The 24,138-nt window shown below is 70.3% G+C and carries 23 protein-coding genes, 1 rRNA gene and 1 riboswitch; of the genes, 18 read left to right on the forward strand and 6 right to left on the reverse strand.

All coding sequences use genetic code 11. The annotated features are described in order from the left end of the window. From rrf to ACIQE0_RS26895, 11 genes are all read left to right on the forward strand, one after another. A 5S ribosomal RNA gene (rrf, locus tag ACIQE0_RS26845) occupies positions 1–88 on the forward strand; the annotation flags it as partial. 145 nt (positions 89–233) lie between these two features. After that, the gene (locus tag ACIQE0_RS26850) at positions 234–842 is read left to right on the forward strand and encodes a CDP-alcohol phosphatidyltransferase family protein (RefSeq protein ID WP_366339220.1); all 609 of its coding nucleotides are present in this window, start codon (positions 234–236) and stop codon (positions 840–842) included. Between the two features lie 118 nt (positions 843–960). After that, the gene (locus tag ACIQE0_RS26855) at positions 961–3,456 is read left to right on the forward strand and encodes a mannose-1-phosphate guanyltransferase (RefSeq protein WP_366339218.1); all 2,496 of its coding nucleotides are present in this window, start codon (positions 961–963) and stop codon (positions 3,454–3,456) included. Between the two features lie 87 nt (positions 3,457–3,543). Then, a complete protein-coding gene (locus tag ACIQE0_RS26860) occupies positions 3,544–4,467 on the forward strand; it encodes a DUF881 domain-containing protein (protein WP_402336868.1) in 924 nt (307 codons plus the stop codon). After that, positions 4,464–4,796 carry a small basic family protein gene (locus ACIQE0_RS26865; RefSeq protein WP_016578706.1) on the forward strand — a complete coding sequence of 111 codons (333 nt, stop codon included), beginning with the start codon at positions 4,464–4,466 and terminating at the stop codon, positions 4,794–4,796. The genes ACIQE0_RS26860 and ACIQE0_RS26865 overlap by 4 nt, the downstream gene beginning before the upstream one ends. Before the next feature lie 5 nt (positions 4,797–4,801). Next, positions 4,802–5,788, forward strand: coding sequence for a DUF881 domain-containing protein (locus ACIQE0_RS26870; protein ID WP_402336872.1), 987 nt, complete (start codon positions 4,802–4,804; stop codon positions 5,786–5,788). 70 nt (positions 5,789–5,858) lie between these two features. Continuing rightward, positions 5,859–6,755 carry an FHA domain-containing protein gene (locus ACIQE0_RS26875; protein WP_366339213.1) on the forward strand — a complete coding sequence of 299 codons (897 nt, stop codon included), beginning with the start codon at positions 5,859–5,861 and terminating at the stop codon, positions 6,753–6,755. A gap of 16 nt (positions 6,756–6,771) precedes the next feature. Next, complete coding sequence (locus tag ACIQE0_RS26880) at positions 6,772–7,521, forward strand: MerR family transcriptional regulator (protein ID WP_366339212.1); 750 nt, start codon at positions 6,772–6,774, stop codon at positions 7,519–7,521. A gap of 53 nt (positions 7,522–7,574) precedes the next feature. Further along, the gene (locus ACIQE0_RS26885; protein ID WP_016571419.1) at positions 7,575–8,045 is read left to right on the forward strand and encodes a bifunctional nuclease family protein; all 471 of its coding nucleotides are present in this window, start codon (positions 7,575–7,577) and stop codon (positions 8,043–8,045) included. 185 nt (positions 8,046–8,230) lie between these two features. Further along, entirely contained in the window at positions 8,231–8,836 is a 606-nt protein-coding gene (locus ACIQE0_RS26890) for a MerR family transcriptional regulator (RefSeq protein ID WP_366339210.1), read from the forward strand. Positions 8,837–8,902: 66 nt separating this feature from the next. Then, positions 8,903–10,351, forward strand: a complete 1,449-nt coding sequence (locus ACIQE0_RS26895) for a DNA polymerase IV (protein ID WP_402336877.1) — start codon at positions 8,903–8,905, stop codon at positions 10,349–10,351. Here ACIQE0_RS26895 and ACIQE0_RS26900 read toward each other — a convergent pair. Beyond that, positions 10,261–10,656 carry a PRC-barrel domain-containing protein gene (locus ACIQE0_RS26900; protein WP_366339226.1) on the reverse strand — a complete coding sequence of 132 codons (396 nt, stop codon included), beginning with the start codon at positions 10,654–10,656 and terminating at the stop codon, positions 10,261–10,263. The two genes, ACIQE0_RS26895 and ACIQE0_RS26900, sit on opposite strands and share 91 nt — an antisense overlap. 101 nt (positions 10,657–10,757) lie before the next feature. Next, positions 10,758–10,857, forward strand: a riboswitch (glycine riboswitch). A gap of 189 nt (positions 10,858–11,046) precedes the next feature. On the opposite strand from ACIQE0_RS26900, the gene gcvP reads away from it, so the two are divergent. Further along, positions 11,047–13,932: an aminomethyl-transferring glycine dehydrogenase gene (gcvP, locus tag ACIQE0_RS26905; RefSeq protein ID WP_366339206.1), complete on the forward strand. Its 2,886-nt coding sequence runs from the start codon at positions 11,047–11,049 to the stop codon at positions 13,930–13,932. A 92-nt stretch (positions 13,933–14,024) separates the two neighbouring features. On the opposite strand, the gene ACIQE0_RS26910 is transcribed toward gcvP, so the two are convergent. After that, positions 14,025–14,231: a DUF5999 family protein gene (locus ACIQE0_RS26910; RefSeq protein WP_366339204.1), complete on the reverse strand. Its 207-nt coding sequence runs from the start codon at positions 14,229–14,231 to the stop codon at positions 14,025–14,027. A 341-nt stretch (positions 14,232–14,572) separates the two neighbouring features. Next, positions 14,573–15,157 (reverse strand): hypothetical protein, encoded by a 585-nt coding sequence (locus ACIQE0_RS26915; RefSeq protein WP_366339202.1) that lies wholly within the window; start codon positions 15,155–15,157, stop codon positions 14,573–14,575. A gap of 563 nt (positions 15,158–15,720) precedes the next feature. Here ACIQE0_RS26915 and ACIQE0_RS26920 point away from each other — a divergent pair. Both ACIQE0_RS26920 and ACIQE0_RS26925 read left to right on the forward strand, forming a co-directional pair. After that, positions 15,721–17,265, forward strand: a complete 1,545-nt coding sequence (locus ACIQE0_RS26920) for a glutamate-cysteine ligase family protein (RefSeq protein WP_402336881.1) — start codon at positions 15,721–15,723, stop codon at positions 17,263–17,265. 452 nt (positions 17,266–17,717) lie between these two features. Beyond that, positions 17,718–18,560 (forward strand): CPBP family intramembrane glutamic endopeptidase, encoded by an 843-nt coding sequence (locus ACIQE0_RS26925; RefSeq protein ID WP_402336884.1) that lies wholly within the window; start codon positions 17,718–17,720, stop codon positions 18,558–18,560. A 69-nt stretch (positions 18,561–18,629) separates the two neighbouring features. Here ACIQE0_RS26925 and ACIQE0_RS26930 read toward each other — a convergent pair whose 3' ends face one another. After that, positions 18,630–19,451, reverse strand: a complete 822-nt coding sequence (locus tag ACIQE0_RS26930; RefSeq protein ID WP_402336887.1) for a PhzF family phenazine biosynthesis protein — start codon at positions 19,449–19,451, stop codon at positions 18,630–18,632. A gap of 108 nt (positions 19,452–19,559) precedes the next feature. Between ACIQE0_RS26930 and ACIQE0_RS26935 the strand changes: the two genes are divergently transcribed. After that, positions 19,560–20,006 carry an anthrone oxygenase family protein gene (locus ACIQE0_RS26935; protein WP_402337196.1) on the forward strand — a complete coding sequence of 149 codons (447 nt, stop codon included), beginning with the start codon at positions 19,560–19,562 and terminating at the stop codon, positions 20,004–20,006. A gap of 139 nt (positions 20,007–20,145) precedes the next feature. Here ACIQE0_RS26935 and ACIQE0_RS26940 read toward each other — a convergent pair whose 3' ends face one another. Then, positions 20,146–20,574, reverse strand: coding sequence for a VOC family protein (locus ACIQE0_RS26940; protein WP_402336890.1), 429 nt, complete (start codon positions 20,572–20,574; stop codon positions 20,146–20,148). 236 nt (positions 20,575–20,810) lie between these two features. Between ACIQE0_RS26940 and ACIQE0_RS26945 the strand changes: the two genes are divergently transcribed. Further along, a complete protein-coding gene (locus ACIQE0_RS26945) occupies positions 20,811–21,434 on the forward strand; it encodes a PadR family transcriptional regulator (RefSeq protein ID WP_366339192.1) in 624 nt (207 codons plus the stop codon). A gap of 51 nt (positions 21,435–21,485) precedes the next feature. Here the strand turns inward: ACIQE0_RS26945 and ACIQE0_RS26950 are convergent, their stop codons facing one another. Next, on the reverse strand, positions 21,486–21,914 hold the full coding sequence (locus tag ACIQE0_RS26950) for an SRPBCC family protein (RefSeq protein ID WP_366339190.1): 429 nt from the start codon (positions 21,912–21,914) through the stop codon (positions 21,486–21,488). 255 nt (positions 21,915–22,169) lie between these two features. Between ACIQE0_RS26950 and ACIQE0_RS26955 the strand changes: the two genes are divergently transcribed. Together ACIQE0_RS26955 and ACIQE0_RS26960 are read left to right on the forward strand one after the other, a co-directional pair. Next, a complete protein-coding gene (locus ACIQE0_RS26955) occupies positions 22,170–22,739 on the forward strand; it encodes a Clp protease N-terminal domain-containing protein (RefSeq protein ID WP_384091837.1) in 570 nt (189 codons plus the stop codon). A 112-nt stretch (positions 22,740–22,851) separates the two neighbouring features. After that, a complete protein-coding gene (locus ACIQE0_RS26960; protein WP_402336893.1) occupies positions 22,852–24,012 on the forward strand; it encodes an EamA family transporter in 1,161 nt (386 codons plus the stop codon). Positions 24,013–24,138 lie beyond the last annotated feature (126 nt).

The following is a 24,138-nucleotide window of genomic DNA, read 5'->3' on the forward strand; positions in this document are numbered from 1 at the left end:
CGGTTACATTCCGAACCCGGAAGCTAAGCCTTTCAGCGCCGATGGTACTGCAGGGGGGACCCTGTGGGAGAGTAGGACGCCGCCGAACTCCTTTTAAGAGAAAGCCCTGTTGGGAACCAAGTTCCCAACAGGGCTTTCTTGCGTTCTAGGACAGGGCCCCGCGGCGTGGCCGGGCCGGCGGGCCAGGTAAAGTCTGGGGCATCATCGGCATATTTCCCACAGGAGGCTTCCGCGTGGAGGTCCAGGAGACGCGGATCCAGACAGATCGTGTCCTCACCATCCCGAATATTCTGAGCATGGCCCGCCTGGTCGGCGTGCCCGTGTTCCTGTGGTTGATCCTCTGGCCGAAATTCGGCGGTCCGAACGTCGATGGCTGGGCGCTGCTGGTGCTCGCGCTGAGCGGCGTCAGCGACTACCTCGACGGCAAGCTCGCCCGGCGCTGGAACCAGGTCAGCAGCCTGGGGCGGATCCTCGATCCGGCGGCCGACCGCCTCTACATCCTTTCCACCCTCGTCGGCCTGACCTGGCGGGAGATCCTTCCGGTCTGGCTCACCGCGGCGCTGCTCGCCCGAGAGCTGATGCTGCTGGTCGCGGTCGGAATCCTCGGACGCCACGGCTACGGGCCTCCCCAGGTGAACTTCCTGGGCAAAGCGGCTACGTTCAACTTGATGTACGCCTTCCCGTTGCTGCTACTCAGTGGCGGAAGTGACTGGCTTCACACGCTCGCTGCTATTTTCGGATGGGCGTTCGCAGGATGGGGTACGGCGCTGTACTGGTGGGCAGGGATCCTCTACGTGGTCCAGGTTCGCCAGATCATCAGGGCGGACGCCACGGCCGACTGAGCTCGCCGAACCGGCAGATTGCGCCAAGGCTCAGCGCCCGTGCGGGGGCAAACAGTGGGCGCTCTTGACAGGTGAAGTCGGCAAGACCGTCGTCTCTTTCGAGGAGGACGCTTCCGACATGAAGGCCGTTGTGATGGCCGGCGGAGAAGGAACACGTCTTCGCCCCATGACGTCCAGCATGCCCAAGCCGCTGCTTCCTGTGGCCAATAGGCCGATCATGGAGCACGTACTGCGGCTGCTGAAAAGGCATGGTCTCACCGAGACCGTTGTGACCGTGCAATTCCTGGCCTCGCTCGTCCGGAACTATTTCGGTGACGGGGAAGAGCTGGGCATGGAGCTCACCTATGCCAATGAGGAAAAGCCACTTGGCACCGCCGGTAGCGTGAAGAACGCCGAGGAGGCCCTCAGGGACGACGCCTTCCTCGTCATCTCCGGTGACGCCCTCACCGACTTCGACCTCACCGACCTCATCCGCTTCCACAAGGAAAAGGGTGCCCTGGTCACCGTGTGCCTCACACGGGTGCCCAATCCGCTGGAGTTCGGCATCACCATCGTCGACGAGGGCGGGCGGGTCGAGCGGTTCCTGGAGAAGCCGACCTGGGGGCAGGTCTTCTCCGACACCGTCAACACGGGTATCTACGTGATGGAGCCGGAGGTCTTCGACTACGTCGAGTCCGACGTTCCGGTCGACTGGTCCGGGGATGTCTTTCCGCAGTTGATGAAGGAAGGCAAGCCGGTCTTCGGCTATGTGGCCGAGGGCTACTGGGAGGACGTCGGTACGCACGAGAGCTATGTGAAGGCCCAGGCCGACGTGCTCGAGGGGAAAGTCGACGTCGAAATCGACGGCTTCGAGATCTCGCCGGGTGTGTGGGTTGCCGAAGGCGCCGAGGTGCATCCGGACGCCGTGCTGCGCGGCCCGTTGTACATCGGTGACTACGCCAAGGTCGAGGCGGATGTGGAGATCCGCGAGCACACGGTCGTCGGCTCCAATGTCGTCGTCAAGAGCGGTGCGTTCCTCCACCGGGCCGTGGTGCACGACAACGTCTTCATCGGTCAGCAGAGCAATCTGCGCGGCTGCGTGATCGGGAAGAACACCGACATCATGCGGGCCGCGCGGATCGAGGACGGCGCGGTCATCGGCGATGAATGCCTCATCGGCGAGGAGTCGATCGTCCAAGGCAATGTGCGGGTGTACCCGTTCAAGACGATCGAGGCCGGTGCGTTCGTCAACACCTCGGTGATCTGGGAATCCCGTGGCCAGGCGCATCTGTTCGGCGCGCGTGGGGTGTCGGGAATCCTCAACGTCGAGATCACCCCGGAACTCGCGGTGCGGCTGGCCGGTGCGTACGCCACCACCTTGAAGAAGGGGGCGACGGTCACCACCGCGCGCGACCACTCCCGCGGTGCCCGGGCGCTGAAGCGGGCGGTGATCTCCGCGTTGCAGGCGAGCGCCATCGACGTGCGGGACCTGGAGAACGTGCCGTTGCCGGTCGCCAGGCAGCAGACCGCGCGGGGCAGCGCCGGCGGGATCATGGTGCGGACCACGCCCGGTGTGCCGGACTCCGTCGACATCATGTTCTTCGACGAGCGGGGCGCGGATCTCTCGCAGGCCGGTCAGCGCAAGCTCGACCGGGTCTATGCCCGTCAGGAGTACAGACGGGCCTTCCCCGGCGAGATCGGTGACCTCAGCTTCCCGGCCAGCGTCTTCGACTCCTATACGGGAGCCTTGTTGCGGGCCGTGGACACCCAGGGGGTCGGTGAGTCCGGGCTCAAAGTCGTCGTGGACGCGTCGAACGGGAGCGCCGGTCTGGTGCTGCCCAGCCTGCTCGGACGGCTCGGCGTCGACTCGTTGACCATCAATCCGGGCCTCGACGAGGCCCGGCCGACCGAGACCGCCGAGGCCCGCCGCTCCGGGCTGGTCCGGCTGGGCGAGATCGTGGCCTCGGCCCGGGCCGCGTTCGGTGTACGTTTCGACCCGGTCGGGGAGCGGCTCTCCCTGGTGGACGAGCGCGGCCGGATCATCGAGGACGACCGTGCGCTGCTGGTGATGCTGGATCTGATCGCCGCCGAGCGGCGCAGCGGGCGGGTGGCGCTGCCGGTGACCACGACCCGGATCGCCGAGCAGGTGGCGGCGTATCACGGCACGCAGGTCGAGTGGACGACGACCTCGCCGGACGATCTGACGCGGGTGGGACGGTCGGACGGCACGGTGTTCGGCGGGGACGGCAGGGGCGGCTTCATCATCCCGGAGTTCAGCAGCGTCTTCGACGGCTCCGCGGCGTTCGTCCGGCTGATCGGTCTGGTGGCCCGTACGCAGCTCACGCTCAGCCAGATCGACGCGCGGATTCCGCGGGCGCACGTCCAGCGGCGCGATCTGGCGACGCCGTGGGCGGTCAAGGGGCTGGTGATGCGGCACGTCGTGGAGGCGGCCGGCGACCGTGACGTGGACACCACCGACGGTGTGCGGGTCGTGGAGGCCGACGGGCGTTGGGTGCTGGTGCTGCCTGACCCGGCTGAGGCGGTCACCCATCTCTGGGCGGAGGGGCCGGACGACGCCTCGGCTCAGCAACTGCTCGACGAGTGGGCGGCCGTCGTCGACAGCGCCGGGCGCTGAGCCCGACCCCACCCGGCGTGCTGCCCGATCAGCACGCCGGGTGGGGCCGTTGGGAGACCGCGTCGCCGACGTGCGACGATGTGCGGCATGTCGCAGCAGCGCCCCGATCGGAGCAATCCCCATCCCTCGGCCGCGCGCCCTGATGCGTCCATGTCGCTGCTCACCAATGTGATGGATCACAGCCTCGACGACGGGTACGCCGAGGCCGCCGCGCGGAGGGCCGCGGAGGGCGTCAGCGGTCTGCCGCGCACGCTGCGGGCGAAGTTGGGCCTGGCGGCGGGGCTGGTGCTGGCGGCGCTGGTGGTGACCGTGGGGGCGGCGCAGGCGCGGGTCTCGGCGCCGACGCTGGCCAAGGAGCGCGAGGAGCTGATCCATCGCATCCAGAAGGGCACCGCCGAGGCCGACACCCAGCAGCAGAAGGTGGACGCGACCCGGGACGCGGTGGACCGGATGCAGCGCCAGGCACTCAGACAGTACGGCGATGGGAAGGCCGAGCTGCTGGCGTTGTTGGCCGGTTCGACACAGGTCAGTGGGCCGGGTGTGAAACTCGTGGTGGATGATGCCAAGGGGGCCACAGCCGGTACCGGAGGTCCGCGCGAGAGCAGCGACTTCTCGGACACCGGACGGGTGCGTGACCGGGATATGCAGCGCGTCGTGAACGGGTTGTGGCAGTCCGGTGCGGAGGCCATCTCCGTCAATGGGCAGCGGCTCACGTCCCTCTCGGCGATCAGAGCCGCGGGAGACGCCATACTGGTCGACAACAAGCCACTGGTGCCGCCGTATACGGTGCTGGCGGTGGGGGACGGGCAGCGGCTGAGCACCACGTTCCAGGACAGCACCGACGGCCAGTATCTGCACGTGCTGCAGGAGAACTACGGCGTGCGCGCCAGGATTTCCGTGGAGAACGAGGTCACGCTGCCGCCCGCGCCGAGCTTGACCGTACGTACTGCAAAGCCGAAGGCCGGTGCCGCGAAGGTGGACGGCGCCGTCACAGGGAAGGGCACATCGTGATCGCCGTATTGGGCCTCATCGTGGGAGTCGTGGTCGGAATCGTCGTCCGACCCGTGGTGCCGACGGTGGTCGAGCCCTACTTGCCGATCGCTGTCGTGGCCGCGTTGGACGCCGTGTTCGGGGGTCTGCGCGCGATGTTGGACGGCATCTTCGACGACAAGGTCTTCGTCGTCTCCTTCCTGTCCAACGTGGTGGTCGCCGCCCTGATCGTCTTCCTCGGGGACAAGTTGGGCGTCGGTGCCCAACTCTCCACCGGTGTCGTGGTGGTGCTCGGTATCCGCATCTTCTCCAACGCTGCCGCGATCCGCCGGCACGTCTTCCGGGCGTGAGGCCGATGCCAGCGGACGAGACCCCGGGGCCGGAGCGCACGCCGGAGGAACGGCCGGAGCGGAAGCCCGAGACGGCGTCTGAGGGCCCTGTGGAGAGCCCGGCGGGCCGGCGGCCGATGCCGCCTGAGAGGCCGCACAGGCCGGGTTGGGCGTCGGAGGGTGGCAAGGGGCCCGAACCGGCGCATGAGCAGCGGGAATCGGGGCAGGAGGAGAGCGAACCGGTTGCTGGTGCCGGCTCGGACGCGACAGCGGACGCGGAAGCCGCGCCGCCGATGACCGGGCGGCAGCGGCTCGTCGCAGGTCTGTGGCCGCCGCGGTTGTCCCGAGCTCAACTGATCGTTGCGTTGCTCCTGTTCATTCTCGGCCTCGGCCTCGCGATTCAGGTACGTTCCACCAGTGACAACAGTGCGCTGCGAGGTGCGCGCCAGGAGGACTTGGTGCGCATTCTTGACGAACTGGACAATCGCTCCCAGCGGTTGACGGATGAGCAGCGGCGCCTGGAAGGACAGCGGACCGAGTTGGAGAACAGCTCGGACCAGGCCGAGGAGGCTCGCAAGCAGACCGTGGAGAAGGAACAGCAGCTGGGTGTGTTGGCGGGGACTGTCGCGGCGCAGGGCCCCGGCATCAACCTGACCATCGACGACCCCCACCACTCGGTGGAGGCGGACAAGCTGCTGGACACCATCCAGGAGCTGCGGGCGGCGGGGGCCGAGGCCGTCCAGGTCAACAATGTCCGGGTCGTCGCGAACACCTACTTCTCGGATCTCCGGGGCGGGGTGGAGGTTGACGGCAAGAGCGTCACGCCGCCGTACCGGTTCAAGGTCATCGGGAAGCCGGAGGATCTGGAGCCGGCGCTCAACATTCCTGGCGGCGTGGTCCAGACGCTGGAAAAGGAGCAGGCCAAGGTGTCTGTGACCCGTGAAGGGAAGATCGTTGTGGATGCCTTGCGGGAGGCGAAGCGGCCTGACTACGCTCGGTCGTCATCCCGGTGAGGCGTCCACGTATGGTGAGGGCCCGGCAAGGGCATGAGGTAGCGGGGGGTCGGCACACTGTGCGTGTGGTGTGTGGTGGAAACTGTCTGGAAGCCGCGGACGTTCACAGGATGTCCGGAACGGCTGGTGTGTGTATCGAGGGTTCGTCCTGCCCCACGGGCGGGTCTGTGTCGTACAAGGGGAATCGCCCGTGAAGTTGTTTGGAAAGCTGTTTGGCAAGAGCGCGCGCCAGGAGGGCGACGGCGGTTCGGCACGGCACCGTGCTCCGCGTCGTCCGGAGGAGGACGCGGCGTCGGAGAACCGTCCGCTGTTCCGTGATGAGGTCGACGGTCCGTCCGGGGGGCACGGCGCGGGTTCTGTTGACCCCTCCGGTGCCGGCCGCATAGGTTCCCAGGAATCATCAACCTCAACCACGGGTGGAGGGTCGGCCTTGCCGGTTTGTACGAGGTGCGGGCACCGGAACGCCGAGGCGAGCCGGTTCTGTTCCAACTGCGGTGCCCCGCTGCGCGCGGGCGCCCATGCCGAGCGGGCCTCCGAGACGACCTCGACGATCTCCATCTCGGGGATCGAGGCGTACGACGCGGAGACGACCGGGCAGAACCTGTCGCCGGCGCTCTCCCCGGAGGCTCAGGCGGCCGTTGACGCCCTTCCGATGGGCTCGGCGCTGCTGGTCGTCCGTCGGGGTCCGAACGCGGGCAGCCGCTTCCTTCTGGACAGCGAGCTGACGACCGCGGGCCGGCACCCGCAGGGCGACATCTTCCTCGACGATGTGACGGTCTCCCGTAGCCACGTGGAGTTCCGGCGCGGTTCGGACGGCCACTTCACGGTGACCGACGTCGGCAGTCTCAACGGCACCTACGTCAACCGTGAGCCGATCGAGGCCGTGGTTCTCGCCAATGGCGACGAGGTGCAGATCGGCAAGTACCGCCTGGTCTTCTACCCGAGCCAGCGGGGCGTCGGTATCTGACCGTCAGGGAAGGCAAATGCGCCAATCACCGACAGGCGGTGCCGGCTCGTCCGGCGCCGCCTCCTCGGACCGCAAACCGATGAGCATCGGCTCGGTGCTCAACGTGCTGCGCGAGGAGTTTCCCGAGGTCACCATCTCCAAGATCCGTTTTTTGGAGGCCGAGGGGCTGGTCGAGCCGCAGCGCACGCCTTCCGGGTACCGCAAGTTCACCGCGGCGGACGTCGAGCGCCTGGCGAACGTGCTGCGGATGCAGCGGGACCACTACCTTCCCCTGAAGGTCATCAGGGAGCATCTGGAGGCCCTGGAGCGGGGCGAGCAGGTCCAGCTGCCGGCTGCGGCGGCGCCGTCCCGCGATTTGGTCGAGGGCGTCTCCGAGCCGGACGAGGAGCGCCCGACGGCCGCCCGGATCGGCCGGGCGGAGCTGCTGGCCGCCGCTGGGGTGGACGAGGCGGCGCTCGTCGACTGGGAGTCGTACGGACTCATCGTCGCGCACGAGGGCGGCAGGTACGACATCGAAGCGGTCGCCGTCGCCAAACTCGTGGCGGATCTCGGTCGATTCGGTCTGGAGCCGCGGCACCTGCGGGCGGTCAAGGCGTCCGCGGAGCGTGAGGCGGGGCTCGTCGAGCAGGTCGTGGCACCCCTTCGGCGGCACCGCAATCCGCAGACCCGGGCCCATGCCGAGGCCACCGCCCGGGAGCTGGCCACGCTGTCGGTGCGGCTACACGCGGCGCTGTTGCAGAGCGCGCTGCGTATCCGTCTGCCATGAGCAAACGAGTGCCCGACTACCCAAACCTGCCGGGCACGGCCTAGGGTTGCTGTGTGAACGAGCTCGACGTCGTGGGTGTCCGGGTGGAGATGCCTTCCAGCCAACCGATCGTGCTGTTGCGGGAGGTGGGAGGCGACCGTTACCTGCCCATTTGGATCGGGCCGGGGGAGGCCACCGCCATCGCATTCGCCCAGCAGGGCATGGTCCCTGCCCGGCCGCTGACGCATGACCTCTTCAAGGACGTGCTGGAGGCCGTGGGCCAGGAGCTGACGCAGGTCCGGATCACGGATCTGCGCGAGGGGGTCTTCTACGCCGAACTGGTCTTCGCCAGTGGAGTCGAGGTCAGTGCCCGGCCGTCGGACGCGATAGCGCTGGCGTTGCGCACCGGGACCCCGATCTTCGGTACCGACGGCGTGCTGGACGACGCGGGCATCGCCATCCCGGACGAGCAGGAGGACGAGGTGGAGAAGTTCCGCGAGTTCCTCGACCAGATCTCGCCCGAGGACTTCGGCACCAACCAGTGACCGGTCAGGTGAACCGCCTGTTTCCGGCCAACCTGCCATCCATTCCCCGTGACAAGTCACGAGAAACCACTCGTAGGGTGATTATCACTCGGCGTGGCGAGCGCGGCGATCGTTGACGCACCCCGAGTGACTGCATACCGTCGATATGGCAGGTCCCGTCCGGGACGTGGAGGACGGAGGGCGGCGTGGCAATCACCGGCGACGGTACGGCGGCGGAAGGGGCATTGCCGCTCCCCTCGGGCGCGGCGGCGAACCACAGTCCTGTGCAGCCCGCTGCGGTGTCGGGGGACCGTGAGGCGGAGAGCATCGGCTACCGCGGACCGACCGCATGCGCGGCCGCGGGTATCACCTACCGGCAGCTGGACTACTGGGCGCGCACGGGGCTTGTGGAGCCCAGCATCCGCCCCGCCTATGGATCAGGGACCCAGCGGCTCTACAGCTTTCGGGATGTCGTCGTCCTGAAGATCGTCAAGCGGCTGTTGGACACCGGGGTGTCGCTGCAGAACATCCGCACCGCCGTTCAGCACCTGCGGGCGCGCGGATTGGCCGACCTGACGCGGATGACGTTGATGAGCGATGGCGCGACGGTCTATGAGTGCACTTCGCCCGACCAGGTCGTGGACCTCCTCCAGGGCGGCCAGGGCGTCTTCGGGATCGCGGTGGGCGTGGTGTGGCGGGACGTGGAGGCGTCGCTGTCACAGCTCCATGGGGAGCGGGTGGACACCGGGGAGACGCTGATCGGGAAGAACCCGCACGACGAGCTGGCGCGGCGGCGCAACCGCGCCGGTTGACGGCGGGCGGTCGGCTCCGGCCCCGGGATCGGGCCATTGTCAGTGGTGTGCGGCAGCATCAGTGGTGTGAGACGTGCGCCGACGATTCTGCATCTGGACATGGATGCCTTCTACGCGTCCGCCGAGCAGGCGGCCAAGCCGAGCCTGCGCGGGAAACCCGTGGTCGTCGGCGGGATCGGGCCGCGTGGAGTGGTTGCCACGGCCTCGTATGAGGCGCGGGTCTTTGGAGTGCGTTCGGCGATGCCTACGGCGCAGGCGCGCCGGTTGTGCCCCAACGCTGCCTATCTCACTCCGCGGTTCACGCTGTACCGCCAGGTGAGTGATGCCGTCATGGAGCTGCTGCGGGCGCTCTCGCCGCTGGTGGAGCCGCTGAGCCTGGATGAGGCCTTTGTGGACCTGGAGGCGGGCGGGGTGCCGGCGGAGTCGGCGGCGGCGCGGGCGGTGGGGGAGCGGCTGCGGCGCGATATCCGGGTGGTCACCGGGCTGACCGGTTCGGTGGGGCTGGCCGGTGCCAAGATGCTTGCCAAGATCGCGTCGGAGGCGGCGAAGCCGGACGGTCTGGTGGTGATCGAGCCCGGCACCGAGCGGGAGTTGTTGGAGCCGATGCCGGTGCGGACGCTGCCCGGGGTCGGTCCGGCGACGGCCGAGACGCTGCGCCGGGCCGGGATCCACACCGTCGCGGAGACCGCCGAGGCGGGGGAGGCGGAGCTGGTGCGGCTGTTGGGCAAGGCGCACGGCGCCGGGCTGTACGCGATGGCGATGGGGCAGGACGACCGGCCGGTGGTGGCCGAGCGGGACGCGAAGTCGGTGTCGGTCGAGGACACCTTCGAGGTCGATCTGACGGACCGGACGCGGGTGCGGAACGAGATGCTGCGGCTGGCGGACCGGTGTGTGGCGCGGCTGCGGGCTGCCGGGCGGTCCGGTCGCACGGTGGTGATCAAGGTGCGGAACTACGACTTCTCGACACTGACCCGGTCCGAGACGTTGCGTGGGCCCACGGACGACCCGGCGGTCGTCCGGGAGGCCGCTGTACGGCTGTTGGAGACGGTGGACACCACCGGCGGGGTCCGGCTGCTGGGTGTGGGGGTCAGTGGGCTGGCCGACTTCACGCAGGAGGACCTGTTCGCGCAGCTGGCCACGGAGCGGGAGGCGGAGGAGCGGTCCGCGGGCGGGGCGGCGGAGCCGGCGGCGGAGGTGCCGGCGGGGGAGCGCGAGGCTGCTCCGGAGCTGCCGCGGCGCTGGCACCCGGGGCTGGACGTGGTCCATGAGGAGTTCGGCGCCGGGTGGGTGCAGGGCAGCGGTGTGGGGAGGGTGACCGTGCGGTTCGAGACGCCGTGGTCCGCACCGGGACGGGTGCGGACCTTCGCCGTCGACGATCCGGCGCTGCGGCCGGGTGAGCCCCTGTCGCTGCTGGGCGGGCCGGATCAGCCGTCCGCGCCGGCGATCCGTCCGAAGTCGGTGTCACCGGCGGACGAGGCGGGGTCCGCGGCCGGCGAGGAGATATCCAGTCGGTAGTGGTGGTAGAGCTGGAGTTCCTGTTCGGGGGAGAGGTGCCGGCCGACGCCGAAGTCCGGGGCGCCCTTGATGAGCTTGCGGTCGTAGGGGATGTGCAGGCTTTCGCCGACCATCTTGCTCGGTTCCAGGGGGACGAACGCGTCTCGGCTGAAGAGGCCGGTGCGGACGGCCGCCCACTCCGGTTCGCCCGTCGCATCGTCGAGGTAGACCTCGTCGACGGTCCCTATTTTCGTGCCGTTCCGGTCGAACGCTTTGCGGCCGATGAGGCTCCGGGGATCGATATCGGTTTGCACGGTCCCTCCAATTGGTCGCAACTGCCTTGTGACAACTACGAAACGGCACATTCCAAGCCTCGGCCACTCGAAGGATCGTTCCGGCAGTGCGCTGGTAGGCTGGCGATGGCCGTCGACCCCATGCGGGAGAGTCCTTTTGTCGTTCGCGACCAGGGGCGCCGAAGGAGCAAATCCTCCCCGGAAACTCTCAGGCACACGTACCGCATGGACGAGGTCACTCTGGAAAGCAGGGCGGGCCACGGACAGCATCACGCCGGAACCCCTCCTCACCGACGGTGAAAGCCGGGCCGCAGCCTGCGGGCCGGTGAAGCTCTCAGGTTGAGATGACAGAGGGGGAGGCCGTCCGGGCACCAGCGCCGTGGTGCCCCTCGTAGGTCATAGTGACCAGGAGGCCCCCGCACGATGACCACCAACCGCATCCCCCTGACCGAGCTGGAGCGCGGCACCCCGTTCGAGGACCGGCACATCGGCCCCGACCACGAGGCGCAGGCCAAGATGCTCGCGCAGGTCGGCTTCGGATCGCTGGACGAGCTCACCGCCGCCGCAGTCCCCGACGTGATCAAGAGTGCCGAGGCGCTGGGTCTGCCGCAGGCCCGTACCGAGGCCGAGGTCCTGGCGGAGCTGCGTGCCCTCGCGGAGCGCAACCAGGTCCTGTCGCCCATGATCGGGCTCGGCTACTACGGCACCTTCACGCCGCCGGTGATCCTGCGCAACGTGATGGAGAACCCGTCCTGGTACACGGCCTACACGCCCTACCAGCCGGAGATCTCGCAGGGCCGGCTGGAGGCCCTGCTGAACTTCCAGACCATGGTCGCGGACCTGACCGGACTGCCCACCTCCGGTGCGTCCCTCCTGGACGAGGGCACGGCCGCCGCTGAGGCGATGGCGCTCTCCCGCCGGGTCGGCAAGGTCAAGCAGGGCGTCTTCCTGGTCGACGCGGACTGTCTGCCGCAGACCATCGCGGTCGTCCGGACCCGTGCCGAACCGACCGGTGTGGAGGTCGTGGTCGCCGACCTGTCGGACGGCATCCCGGAGGAGGTCGCCGAGCGCGGCGTCTTCGGCGTGCTGCTCCAGTACCCGGGTGCGTCCGGTGCGGTGCGCGACCCGCGGGCCCTCATCGAGCGGGCTCATGAGCTGGGTGCCGTCGTCACCGTCGCCGCCGACCTGCTGGCGCTGACGCTGCTGACCTCGCCCGGTGAGCTCGGTGCGGACATAGCGGTCGGTACCACCCAGCGCTTCGGCGTCCCGATGGGCTTCGGTGGCCCGCACGCCGGCTTCATGGCCGTCCGCCAGCAGCACGCCCGCAGCCTCCCCGGCCGGCTGGTGGGCGTCTCCGTCGACGCCGACGGCAACAAGGCCTACCGCCTGGCGCTGCAGACCCGTGAGCAGCACATCCGCCGGGAGAAGGCCACCAGCAACATCTGCACCGCGCAGGTGCTGCTCGCCGTCATGGCCGGTATGTACGCCGTGTACCACGGTCCCGAGGGGCTGCGCACCATCGCCCGGCGTACCCACCGCTACGCCGCGATCCTGGCCAAGGGCCTGGCGGACGGCGGTGTCGAGCTCGTCCATGACGCGTACTTCGACACCCTGACCGCGCGGGTGCCGGGTCGGGCCGCCGAGGTCGTCGCGGCCGCCCGCGAGGCCGGTGTCAACCTCCGGCAGGTGGACGCGGACCTCGTCGGCATCGCCTGCGACGAGACCACCGGTCGTGCCGAGCTGGCCGGCGTCTGGGGCGCGTTCGGGGTCCGGGGCGACATCGAGGCGCTGGACGCGGCCGCGGCCGACGCCCTGCCGCAGTCGCTGCTGCGCACCGACGACTACCTCGGCCACCCGGTCTTCCACCAGCACCGCTCCGAGACCGCGATGCTGCGCTACCTGCGCACGCTGGCCGACAAGGACTACGCGCTGGACCGAGGGATGATCCCGCTCGGTTCCTGCACGATGAAGCTGAACGCCACGACCGAGATGGAGCCGGTGACCTGGCCGGAGTTCGGCCAGGTGCACCCCTTCGTCCCGACCGACCAGGCGCAGGGCTACCTCACGCTCATCCAGGAGCTGGAGGAGCGGCTCGCCACGGTCACCGGCTACGCCAAGGTGTCGATCCAGCCCAACGCCGGTTCCCAGGGCGAGCTGGCCGGTCTGCTCGCGGTCCGCGCCTACCACCGTGCCAACGGCGACGAGCAGCGCACCGTCTGCCTGATCCCGTCGTCGGCGCACGGCACCAATGCGGCCAGCGCCGTGATGGCCGGCATGAAGGTCGTCGTCGTCAAGACCGGTGAGGACGGCGAGGTCGACACCGAGGACCTGCACGCCAAGATCGCCAAGCACCGGGACGAGTTGGCCGTCCTGATGGTCACCTACCCGTCCACCCACGGGGTGTTCGAGGAGCACATCAGCGAGATCTGCGCGGCGGTGCACGAGGCCGGCGGTCAGGTCTACGTGGACGGCGCCAACCTCAACGCGCTGGTCGGTCTGGCCGAGCCGGGGAAGTTCGGCGGCGACGTCTCGCACCTCAACCTGCACAAGACGTTCTGCATCCCGCACGGCGGCGGCGGTCCCGGTGTGGGCCCGGTCGGCGTCCGTGCCCACCTGGCGCCGTACCTGCCCAACCACCCGCTCCAGCCCACCGCGGGCCCGGAGACCGGTGTCGGGCCGATCTCGGCCGCCCCCTGGGGCTCGGCCGGCATCCTGCCGATCTCCTGGGCGTACGTCCGGCTGATGGGCGGCGAGGGCCTCAAGCGCGCGACCCAGGTCGCGGTGCTGTCCGCGAACTACATCGCCAAGCGCCTGGAGCCGCACTACCCGGTGCTCTACACCGGCCCCGGCGGGCTGGTCGCCCACGAGTGCATCATCGACGTCCGGCCGCTGACCAAGGCGACGGGTGTGAGCATCGACGATGTCGCCAAGCGGCTCATCGACTACGGCTTCCACGCGCCGACGATGTCCTTCCCGGTGGCCGGCACGCTGATGATCGAGCCGACCGAGAGCGAGAACCTGACCGAGCTCGACCGGTTCTGCGACGCGATGATCGCCATTCGTGCCGAGATCGAAAAGGTCGGCTCGGGGGAATGGGACAAGGACGACAACCCGCTGCGCAACGCCCCGCACACCACGGCCGCGCTCGGCGGTGAGTGGAGCCACGCCTACAGCCGCGAGGAGGCCGTCTTCCCGGCCGGGGTCGACGCCGCGGGCAAGTACTGGCCGCCGGTGCGCCGGATCGACGGTGCCTTCGGTGACCGGAACCTCGTCTGCTCCTGCCCGCCGCTGGACGAGTACGACGTCTGATCGACGGGGCCACCGGTGACCGGTGGCCACATCAAAGGGCCCTCGGCGCATCTGCCGGGGGCCCTGTTGTACGTGCCGGGTGGCCGCGGATATCAGGCGGCGGCGGTGACCCGGGGCGTGCCGAGCGGCCGGTGCGGGGCGATGACCTGCCCGTCCGGCAGCAGCTCACCGGTGTCCTCGAAGAGCAGGACGCCGTTGCACAGCAGGCTCCAGCCCTGCTCCGGGTGGTGCGCCACCAGGTGCGCGGCCTCCCGGTCCGTGGAGTCGGCTGACGGGCATGGCGGTTGATGCTGGCACATGGAAGTTGTCTTTCGCTGCGGAGTGGTGGACGTTGTGCGGCTTGATGAGGTGGTCATGGCCGCTCCCCCGTTTCTTGTCGGTCCCAGTCTTGCCCTACGGAAGGGATTCCGCAGGGATTTCGCAGCAGCGGTGCACACTCGATACGGACGTGTCACCCGTGCGGGCGGTTGCCCAAGTGCGCGTGGTTCCCCGGGGATTGGCGCGTTGCCGGTGGGTGGGGGCGGATGACGTGGTGCGCCCCGCGGCCGGGGCGGCGGTCACGGGGCGCACGGGAGCACGGCGGGCGCGTGGGGTGGCGTGCTTCTTTGGTGGGGTGGAGGCCGGTGCTGGGGGAGTGCGGTCAGGCCGGTTTGCGCAGCAGCGGCGTGGGGCCGAGTCGGAGGGCGAGGCGGGGCAGCAGGTCGGCGACGCGCTGCGGGAGGTGGGAGGCGATTCCGGGCGGGGCGGGGGCCAGCGGCACCAGGAGGTCACCGGGGGCGGGCATGCCGTCGGCGCCGTCCGCGGAGAGATCGTGGTGCAGCCAGAGGGTGAGCATGTAGAGCTCCGGGACGGACAGCAGCCGGGGCTGGTAGGGCGCGGTGAGCGACTCGGCCTGCAGCAGCGCCCGTTCCGTCGCGGCGACGTAGGGGCCGTCGCAGAAGTGGGAGAACGCCCAGCCGTCTGCGGTGAGCCGGGCCTCGGCTGCGGCCACGGCCCGCTCGCCGCCCCGGACCAGGAAGCGCCAGCCGGCCAGGCGGGTGCGGGGTGGGCCGGCCTGGCTGATGTCCGCCCAGACGTGCACGGGCAGCGGGTGGTCGGGGCTCAGCGGTCCCTGGTGGGTGCGGAGCGCGGCGGCCGGGGCCTCGCGGACCGCGGTGGGGGAGCCGAGGGCACTGAGAACGCTGCGCAGGGCGGGCTCAGGAGCAGGGGGAACATGCAGCGGCATGGCGGGTCGCCTCTCACTTCGGAGACACGGTGGAGCGCAGCAGTGCGGACGGCGCTGTCTGCGGGCGGGTCAGAGCCTGGCTGACCGGAGCGCGGGGACCGACGGGCCGGCCGCGGTGCCGGAGCACCGGTGAGCACACCGCCACGCTGGCGCCAAATCTCTGCCTCGTCTGCGAAGTTTATACGACATTTGTTCTGGAAGTGTTTCGGCTACCCGCCTTGCGGATTTCCGGCAAGGCGGAATCCGGACCGCTGTCCAGGGTGATTTCCTCCGCTTTGTGCGGGAATTTCGAGGAGTTGCCTCGTAATTCTTCCGCGGAGTGGTAGGCCGGAACTCATCGGTGTTTTTTACGAGCGAAATGCGGACGGTGTTGGCCGGCGAGATATGCCTGCGGGAAGTGCCGTGTGTCCGCCTCTATGAGCCTAGCGGCACCGGCATGCCCCTGAGGCGTTATGGATCTGATTGCCGGGGCATCATCGACCGTAGCCCGTGCCCGGGGCACCGGGGACGGCGCCCCAACCCAGCCCGTGGCCGCGGGCCGTTCACTCTAGGAGGGACCGCCGATGGGGGAGAAGGTCGACGCGGAAGGGCACGACCTGGCGGACCGGGAGCGCTATCGAAGAAAGCTTTACGACTGCCTGGAGGGGCTGCACCGGCTCCTGGTGGAGAAGCGGTTCGACCGCCCCAAGAATCTCATGGGGCTGGAGATCGAACTCAATCTCGCGGGCGCCGACGGACTGCCCCGCATGCTGAACTCCCAGGTCCTCGAAAAGATCGCCAGCGGTGATTTCCAGACCGAACTCGCCCAGTGCAATCTAGAGGTCAACATCACCCCGCACCGCCTGTCCGGACAGGTATTGGACCAGCTCGCCGAGGAACTGCGCACCGGCCTCGGCTACGCGGAGAGAAAGGCCCGCGAGGCCGCCGCCCGCATCGTGATGATCGGCATCCTGCCGACGCTGGGCGCCGAGGACCTCACCGTCGCCAGCCTCTCCGCCAACGACCGCTACGCACTGCTCAACGACCAGATGCGGGCCGCCCGTGGCGAGGACTTCGCCATCGACATACAGGGTGTCGAGCACCTGGTCGCCCGGTCCCCCTCGATCGCCCCCGAAGCCGCCTGCACCTCCGTCCAACTGCACCTCCAGGTCACGCCCGGCCGCTTCGCCGCCGTCTGGAACGCGGCCCAGGCGATCGCCGCCGTCCAGATAGCCGTCGGCGCCAACTCCCCCTTCCTGTTCGGGCGGGAGCTGTGGCGGGAATCGCGGCCACCGGCCTTCCAGCAGGCCACCGACACCCGCGCACCCGAACTCCAGGCACAGGGAGTGCGGCCGCGCACGTGGTTCGGCGAGCGCTGGGTGGCCTCCGCCTACGAGCTGTTCGAGGAGAACCTGCGCTTCTTCCCGCCGCTGCTGCCGCTGTGCGGACCGCAGGACCCGCTGCGCGTCCTCGACGAGGGCGGAGTGCCCGACCTCGCCGAACTGGTGCTGCACAACGGCACCATCTACCGCTGGAACCGCCCCGTCTACGCGGTCGCCGACGGCGTCCCGCACCTGCGCGTGGAGAACCGCGTCCTGCCGGCCGGCCCCACCGTCGCCGACGTCATCGCCAACACCGCCTTCTACTACGGCCTGGTGCGCGCACTGGCCGAACAGCCCCGCCCCGTCTGGAGCCGCCTCCCGTTCAGCGCCGCGGACGCCAACTTCGACGCCGCCTGCCGCCACGGCATCGACGCCACCCTCCGCTGGCCCCGCCCCGGCCGGGCCGGCGGCATCGCCGAGGTCCCCGCCGTACGCCTGGTCCAGCAGGAACTGCTGCCGCTGGCGGCCGCCGGGCTGGACGCCTGGGGCGTCGAAGCGGCCGACCGCGACCGCTATCTGGGCATCATCGAGGCCCGCTGCGCACGCCGGGTCAACGGGGCGTCCTGGCAGGCCGCGGCGTTCCACCAGGCGCGACGGCAGGGCCTTGCCCGGGACGCCGCGCTGGCCGCGATGACCCGGCGCTACAGCGAGCTGATGCACACCGGGGAACCGGTGCACACCTGGCCGCTCGACGGGGCCGCCGTGCCGCGGCAGCGGCGTCCCGCGGCGGAGGGGAGCGTCTCGTGAGCCCCGCCGCTGAGCACGGGTGACGGGGCGGTTCCGCCAGGCCCTGTCGTGAGGCGAGGGCTATGGGGCCGAGGGGCGCCACGTGGTGCCGGTGCCGCGGATGGTGGGGAGCCGCGTCCGCTCGTTCGGCGGTGAGTCGGCGGGGGCGGCGCCGGCCGCCTCGGTGGTGACGGTCGGCCGGTGCGGGGCGCCGAGCTGCCCGCGGGGGACCCCGTTCCGTGCGGCACGGAGGCGTGGGGCAAGCTGTGACCTCTCGTGCGGTGGTGCCTTTCCCGGTACGTGGCGGTTCGGAGCCCGGATCTCCGAGGGATCGTTGCCGACGGGAAACGCCTCTCTGCGGAGGGCGTCCGTCCCGGCCTGTCGCGCGCGATCTTCGTACCCGCTTTCGGGACCCTGGGACCCGTCGGGGCGACGGTGGGGGGAGAGGCGGCATTGCGGAAGTGGAGGAACCTTTGCAGTCGGATGCAAGTCCCGTGGCGGACGCTGATGTTCCGGGCGCGGGGAACGGCGCGGGGCGCCCCGCGCAGGCGGCCGGGGAGCCCTCCCGGAGCGTGCTGCGGAGCGAGACGCTGATCGTCCTGGCGCTCTCCCTGGGGGCCAGCGCGGTCTCCGCGCTCATCAGTTTCGTCGGGTCGCTGACCAAGCCCGGCGGCCTCAAGCACCAGGCGGCGACGCTGAACGCCTCGCACGCCCCCGGCCGGCCCTGGCTGGATCTGGCCTGGCAGCTGTTCGGGATCGCGACCGCGCTGGTCCCGGTCGTGCTGGTGGCCCACCTGCTGATGCGGGAGCGGGCCGGCGGGCTGCGCGCGATCGGCTTCGACCGGCGGCGGCCCGGCTTCGACCTGGGGGTGGGCACCGCACTGGCGGCGCTCATCGGGGGCAGCGGTCTGCTGCTCTACCTGGGGGCGCGGGCGGCAGGCGCCAACCTGACGGTGGTGCCCGAGGCGCTGCCCGACGTGTGGTGGAAGCTTCCGGTGCTGGTCGCCTCCGCGGTGCAGAACGCCGTGCTGGAAGAGGTCATCGTCGTCGGCTATCTGCTGCGCCGACTGGGGCAACTGGGGTGGACGCCGTGGGCGGCGGTGGCGGCCAGTTCGGTGCTGCGCGGCTCCTACCACCTCTACCAGGGCATCGGCGGCTTCTTCGGCAACATGGTGATGGGCCTGATCTTCGCCCTGGTGTACCGGCGCTGGGGCCGGGTCGGGCCGCTGGTCGCCGCGCACGCCCTGATCGACATCGTGGCCTTCCTCGGCTACGCGCTGCTCGCGGGGCAGGTGTCCTGGCTGCCCACGATGTGAGCGCGCGGGAAGCCGGTGCACGGGGCGGGTGGCCTGGCGGCCCCCGCCCCGTGCCGTACCGGGACGGCGTCAGGCGCCGGCGAGCAGTTCGCCGTCGATGACGGTCACCGCCGAGCCGGTCAACAGGGTGCGGTCGCCGCGCAGTTCGGTGCGGACGAGCCCGGTCCGGGTGCCGCCCTGGAGGCCGACCAGGGTGTCGCGGCCCAGGCGCGCCGACCAGAAGGGGGCGAGCGCGGTGTGCGCGCTGCCGGTCACCGGGTCCTCGGCGATGCCCACGGAGGGGAAGAAGCCGCGGGAGGCGAAGTCGTAGCCGCCGTCGGGGTCTTCGGCGCGGGCGGTGGCGATCACGCCCCGCCCGCCGTGCCCGGCCAGCAGCGCCAGGTCCGGTGCCAGGGCGCGTACGGACTTCTCGTCGGCCAGCTCGATGAGCAGGTCGCCGACGTCGGGTCCGGTGTCATGGGCGGAGCGGATCTCGGTGCGCAGTGCCCGGGCGATGGCGTCCGGCACGTCCACGGGGGTCAGCGGGGCGGTGGGGAAGTCCATGGTGATCGAGCCGCCGTCGTCGGCGGTGGTGCGCAGCACGCCGCTGCGGGTCCGGAAGCGGACGGTGCCGGTGGCCGTGCCGGTGGTGCGCAGCACGTGCGCGGTGGCCAGGGTGGCGTGCCCGCACATGTTGACCTCGGCGGTGGGGGTGAGCCAGCGGAGCGCCCAGTCGGCGTCGCCGCCCGGGGGGAGCGGGTGCGCGAAGGCGGTTTCGGAGAGATTGACCTCGGTGGCGACGTGCTGCAGCCAGGCGTCCTCGGGGAAGGCGTCGGCGTCGAGCAGGACGACCCCTGCGGGGTTGCCGGCGAAGGGACGCTCGGTGAAGGCGTCGACGATGCGGATCCTCATGGGCCCGGAGCCTAGGCGCGGAGCCGAGCCGCAGGCCAAGGCCAATCCCGGGGAACTGGACACGGAATGACCCGTCTGGCGCTGGACAAGAACCCGGGGTCGGTCGTCATGCTCAACGCACTTGAGGTGTTCACCACCGTGGTCGTCGGCGTGATGGTGGGGGTGGAGTTCTCCGTCGCCTTCGTCATCAACCGGATCCTCGACGCACTCCCCGGCGACAACGGCCAACTCGGCCGCGCCCACGGGGGTCGGATGCTCGGCGCCGTGATGCCGGTCTGGTACCTCACCTCGCTCGTGCTCGTCGCGGTCGGGGCCATCGCCGGATGGGGCCGCCCCGGCGCGGTCCTCGTCGTCATCGCCGGCGCGCTGCTGATCCTCGGCGTGATCATGTCGCTTCTGCTGCTCGTCCCGATCAACAACCGGGGCAAGACGTGGACCCCTGAGAACCGGCCCGAGGACTGGAAGGAGCAGATGAACCGCTGGGACCGCTTCCACTACGTCCGCGTCGCCGTCCTTGTCGCCGCCTTCGCCCTGCTGCCCGCCGCCCTCGCCTGAGCCCGCGGGTCGAGACCGCGCAGGCGGTGCGCTACCTGCTCGACGCGACCACCCGTTCCGTACACCGCGAGAGCCGGATCGCTTGAGGCCGCGGGCCAGATCCTCTCGCAGGGGGCGGAGCGGGGGCGCGTTCGCGGCCTCAGTCGATGCAGAACTCGTTGCCCTCGATGTCCAGCATCGGGATGCATGAATCGTTGCCGTCGTGCAGCGTTTGCACGTGTACCGCGCCGAGCGGGACCAGCCGTGCGCATTCGGCCTCGAGTGCGGCGAGGCGCTCTTCGCCCACGAGTCCGGTGCCGACCCGCACATCAAGGTGCACCCGGTTCTTGGCGGCCTTCCCCTCGGGGACGCGTTGGAAGTACAGCCGCGGGCCCACGCCTGAGGGGTCGATGCAGGCGAACCAGGAATCCCGATGCTCAGGCGGCTGCGAGCCCTTGAAGTCATCCCATGTGGCGAACCCCTCCGGCGGTGGCGGTACGACGTACCCCAGCACCTCGCACCAAAAACGGGCGAGGCGCTCGGGTTCCGCACAGTCGAAGGTGACTTGGAACTTCTTGATCGACGTCATCGGCCCACCGTATTGGCGGAGCAGCGTCAACGGGGCCGGATCGCCTGAGGTGACGAGCGAATCGGACCAGGTCGCCTGAGGTGGCGGCCAATTCGCATGAGGCAGGACAGCGGAAAGCTCGGACGGGCCCTTGTTCGGCGAACGCTCCCGATATATCGTTGAAGCATCGCGATCGATCAACGATGGCGAGCGATAGCACGTGCGCGATGTACCGACGACGAGAGGGAGGGCGCGCCATGCGTTCCCAGGGATACGGACACGAGCATGAACAGCGACATGAGCACCGCGGTCCCGGACGCCGCGGCGAGCGCGGGGAGTTCGGCGGCTTCGAGCGCCGGCGCTCCGCCTTCGGCGGCTTCGGCCCGCCGTTCGGAGGCCCGCCCTTCGGGGGCGGCAGGGGGCGCGGCGGACCGCGCGGCCGGGCCCGGCGCGGCGATGTGCGCGCCTCGATACTGGCGCTGCTCAAGGACCGCCCGATGCACGGGTACGAAATGATCCAGGAGATCGCCGAGCGCAGCGGCGGGGCGTGGAAGCCCAGTCCCGGCTCGGTCTACCCCACCCTCCAGCTGCTGGAGGACGAGGGGCTGATCGTCAGCGCCAGTGAGGGCGGCAAGAAGCTGTTCTCGCTGACCGACGAGGGGCGTGCCGAGGCGGACGGCGGCCCCGACGCCCCCTGGGAGGACGCCGGTCGCGGCGTCGACTGGGAGGCCATGAACGAGATCCGCAAGGCGGGCGGCGGCCTGGTCGAGGCGTTCCGTCAGGTGTGGGCCACCGGCAGTCCCGAGCAGCGGGAGAAGGCCATGGCGGTGGTCAACAAGGCCCGCAAGGAGCTGTATCTGATCCTCGCCGAGGAGGACTGAGGGGCGCGGGCCGGGGCGGTGGCGTCGAAGGGCGCGGCCGCCCCGGCGGCGTCAGGTCGCCAGGCCGGCGAGCTTGCGCAGGGACTCCTCCAGTGCGGAGGTCGCCGAGTCCTTCAGCTTGGCCGCCATCAGAGAGACCGCGGCGCCGGTGAAGGAGCCGTCGATCCGGACGGTGGTCGCCCCGCCGTCCGGCGTCAGCTGGTAGCGCATGCCGAGGCTGACGCCCATCGGGCCCTTGCCCTGGACATCGAGCAGTCGGCCCGGCTCCACCTCCCGCACCGTCCAGGCCACCTCCGCGGGGAAGCCCATCAGCTTCATGTTCTCCGCGTAGGCCGCACCGACCTGGAGAGGGTGCGGGCCGCCGTGCGGAAAGTCGGTGTGGGTGGCGTTCCACTCCCCGTAGGAGTCGAAGTCGGTGAGCCGCTCCCAGACCTTCTCGGCCGGTGCCTCGATCCGGGCCTGGGCGGTGACGTCGGCCATGCAAGCACCCCTTTGGTGACGGCGTCCTGGTTGGTGCGCGGAAGGTAGCCGTACGGGGGTGAAGGTGCAATGCCGAGGGCCCCGCTTTATTGAGGGGTCATCAGTTCTGGGGGAGGGGCGGGGCGCGGACCAGCCGGTATCCGTTTCCGGTGGGATGCCCGGTCTCCATGATCCCTCCGCATCTCCTCCGTAAGGATGAGATCGTGTGTGGGCTTCCCCAACCATGGTGGGATGCGCAAATGCTTCTCGTCGGGGATGCTCCGGCCCCTGCGGACTGGTGGGGTGGGGCTTGTGCACATCGGTACTGCGTACAGCGGCGGGGATCGCTCCGCCCAGGAAGACCTCGACAGCCGGCTCACCGTGGAGCTCGCGTCGGTGGTTTCCGCTGCCCGCAGGCGGGCCACCCGCGACGGCGACCGGCACGTCGACACCGCGCACCTGCTGCACGGACTTCTGGAGTGGGACCCCGCGGTGCGCGAGGTCTTCGACGGCGGCCCCCAGGTCGCCCGGCTGCTCGGCTACCTCGTCCAGCGCACCATCGGCTACGGCCTCCAATGGCACGGCACGGTCGAGGACTCCGGAGCGGTCCCCATGGTCGCCGAAGGCGGCGTTCCCGGGTGGTCGCCGGCCGCGGCCGCCGCGATGGACGGCGCCCTCGACCGCGCCCATGCCCGCTACGACACCCGCGCCGGCTGCCTCGACCTCCTCGCCGCCCTCGTCGACGACCCCGAATCCCGGGCCGTCGAGGTGCTGCGCCGCGCCTCCGTCGACACCGCCCGGCTCGCCGCCCGCCTCGACGGCGACCAGCGCCCCGAACCGGTCTGACCGACTGCCGCCCTCTTAGGCCCCTGCACGCCCCTGACTCCTGCTCGTATCGCCTTGTGAGACAGGGGCTTTACGGGATGACGCTGCTGACCGCGGCTGTCATGATGACCCGATGCACGCCTCATCGGGGAGCTCGGCGGGTCACGCGACCGGATCGGGCCAAGGAACTTCCGGGTCCTGGGGGACCCAGCAGCCGGCCGCGCCGGCCCCGGGCGGTGCCCGGCATACCGGCCGCGGCGCCGGGCTCGGTCTCGCCCTGATCTCCGCGCTCGCCTTCGGCGGCTCCGGAGTCGCCGCCAAACCCCTGATAGCCGCCGGCCTCGAACCGCTGCACGTCACCTGGCTGCGGGTCACCGGCGCCGCGCTGGTCATGCTCCCCGTCGCCTGGCGCCACCGCGATCTGCCCCGGCGCCGGCCGGCGCTCCTCCTCGGCTTCGGACTGCTGGCCGTCGCCGGTGTCCAGGCGTTCTACTTCGCCGCGCTCTCCCGTATCCCCGTCGGTGTCGCGCTGCTCATCGAATACCTCGCCCCGGCCCTCGTCCTGGGGTGGGTGCGCTTCGTGCAGAAGCGTCCGGTCACCCGCGCGGCCGCCTTCGGTGTCGTGCTGGCCGTCGGCGGACTGGCCTGTGTCGTCGAGGTGTGGTCCGGCCTCAGCTTCGACCCCCTGGGACTGGCCCTCGCGCTGGGGGCGGCCGGCTGCCAGGTCGGCTACTTCGTCCTCTCCGACCACGGCGCGGACGAGGACGGTGGCGCGGCTCCGGATCCGCTCGGCGTCATCGCCTACGGTCTGCTGCTGGGCGCGGTGGTGCTCACCCTCGTCGCCCACCCCTGGACCATGAACTGGCCGGTGCTGGGCGGCACCGCGGACCTCAACGGTGCCACGGTCCCGGCTGTTTTGCTGCTCGTCTGGATCGTGCTGGTCGCCACGGTCGTCGCCTACGCCACCGGCGTGGTGTCGGTCCGGCGGCTCTCCCCGCAGATCGCCGGTGTCGTCGCCTGTCTGGAAGCGGTGATCGCCACCGTGCTCGCCTGGGTGCTGCTCGGCGAACACCTCTCCGCGCCCCAGATCGCCGGCGGCGCGGTCGTCCTGATCGGTGCCTTCGTCGCCCAGTCGGCCAAGCCGCCGGCCGCCTCGGGCGAGCGCGGCAGCATCACCGTGGCCACCGGCGGAGCACCCGCCGCGGACGGCCACGGGACCCCCAACGCGCCGGGCGCCGACGGCTTTTCCACACCCTCCGGCGGAGACTTGCCGACCGGTTCGCGCACGACATAAGGTCACGATCATGCATTCGACCGTGCTGCCCCCTCCCGCCGCGTAAGGCGGGCGGCGGCCACCGAGGAATTCCCGGCCCGGGCTCAAGCCCCGAGCCGGTCGGCGCTGTCCGCACACGGGACCACG

It is taken from the genome of Streptomyces sp. NPDC093097 (genome assembly GCF_044754325.1).
In the GTDB taxonomy this organism is placed as follows: domain Bacteria; phylum Actinomycetota; class Actinomycetes; order Streptomycetales; family Streptomycetaceae; genus Streptomyces.

Coding starts and splice junctions, on each gene's coding strand:
- ACIQE0_RS26950 (WP_366339190.1), bottom strand. CDS start 21,914: ATGGCCGACGTCACCGCCCAGGCCCGGATCGAGGCACCGGCCGAGAAG.
- ACIQE0_RS26945 (WP_366339192.1), top strand. CDS start 20,811: ATGCGTTCCCAGGGATACGGACACGAGCATGAACAGCGACATGAGCAC.
- ACIQE0_RS26920 (WP_402336881.1), top strand. CDS start 15,721: ATGGGGGAGAAGGTCGACGCGGAAGGGCACGACCTGGCGGACCGGGAG.
- ACIQE0_RS26880 (WP_366339212.1), top strand. CDS start 6,772: ATGCGCCAATCACCGACAGGCGGTGCCGGCTCGTCCGGCGCCGCCTCC.
- ACIQE0_RS26855 (WP_366339218.1), top strand. CDS start 961: ATGAAGGCCGTTGTGATGGCCGGCGGAGAAGGAACACGTCTTCGCCCC.
- ACIQE0_RS26935 (WP_402337196.1), top strand. CDS start 19,560: ATGCTCAACGCACTTGAGGTGTTCACCACCGTGGTCGTCGGCGTGATG.
- ACIQE0_RS26955 (WP_384091837.1), top strand. CDS start 22,170: ATGCTCCGGCCCCTGCGGACTGGTGGGGTGGGGCTTGTGCACATCGGT.
- gcvP (WP_366339206.1), top strand. CDS start 11,047: ATGACCACCAACCGCATCCCCCTGACCGAGCTGGAGCGCGGCACCCCG.
- ACIQE0_RS26960 (WP_402336893.1), top strand. CDS start 22,852: ATGCACGCCTCATCGGGGAGCTCGGCGGGTCACGCGACCGGATCGGGC.
- ACIQE0_RS26940 (WP_402336890.1), bottom strand. CDS start 20,574: ATGACGTCGATCAAGAAGTTCCAAGTCACCTTCGACTGTGCGGAACCC.
- ACIQE0_RS26860 (WP_402336868.1), top strand. CDS start 3,544: ATGTCGCAGCAGCGCCCCGATCGGAGCAATCCCCATCCCTCGGCCGCG.
- ACIQE0_RS26915 (WP_366339202.1), bottom strand. CDS start 15,157: ATGCCGCTGCATGTTCCCCCTGCTCCTGAGCCCGCCCTGCGCAGCGTT.
- ACIQE0_RS26910 (WP_366339204.1), bottom strand. CDS start 14,231: ATGTGCCAGCATCAACCGCCATGCCCGTCAGCCGACTCCACGGACCGG.
- ACIQE0_RS26870 (WP_402336872.1), top strand. CDS start 4,802: ATGCCAGCGGACGAGACCCCGGGGCCGGAGCGCACGCCGGAGGAACGG.
- ACIQE0_RS26930 (WP_402336887.1), bottom strand. CDS start 19,451: ATGAGGATCCGCATCGTCGACGCCTTCACCGAGCGTCCCTTCGCCGGC.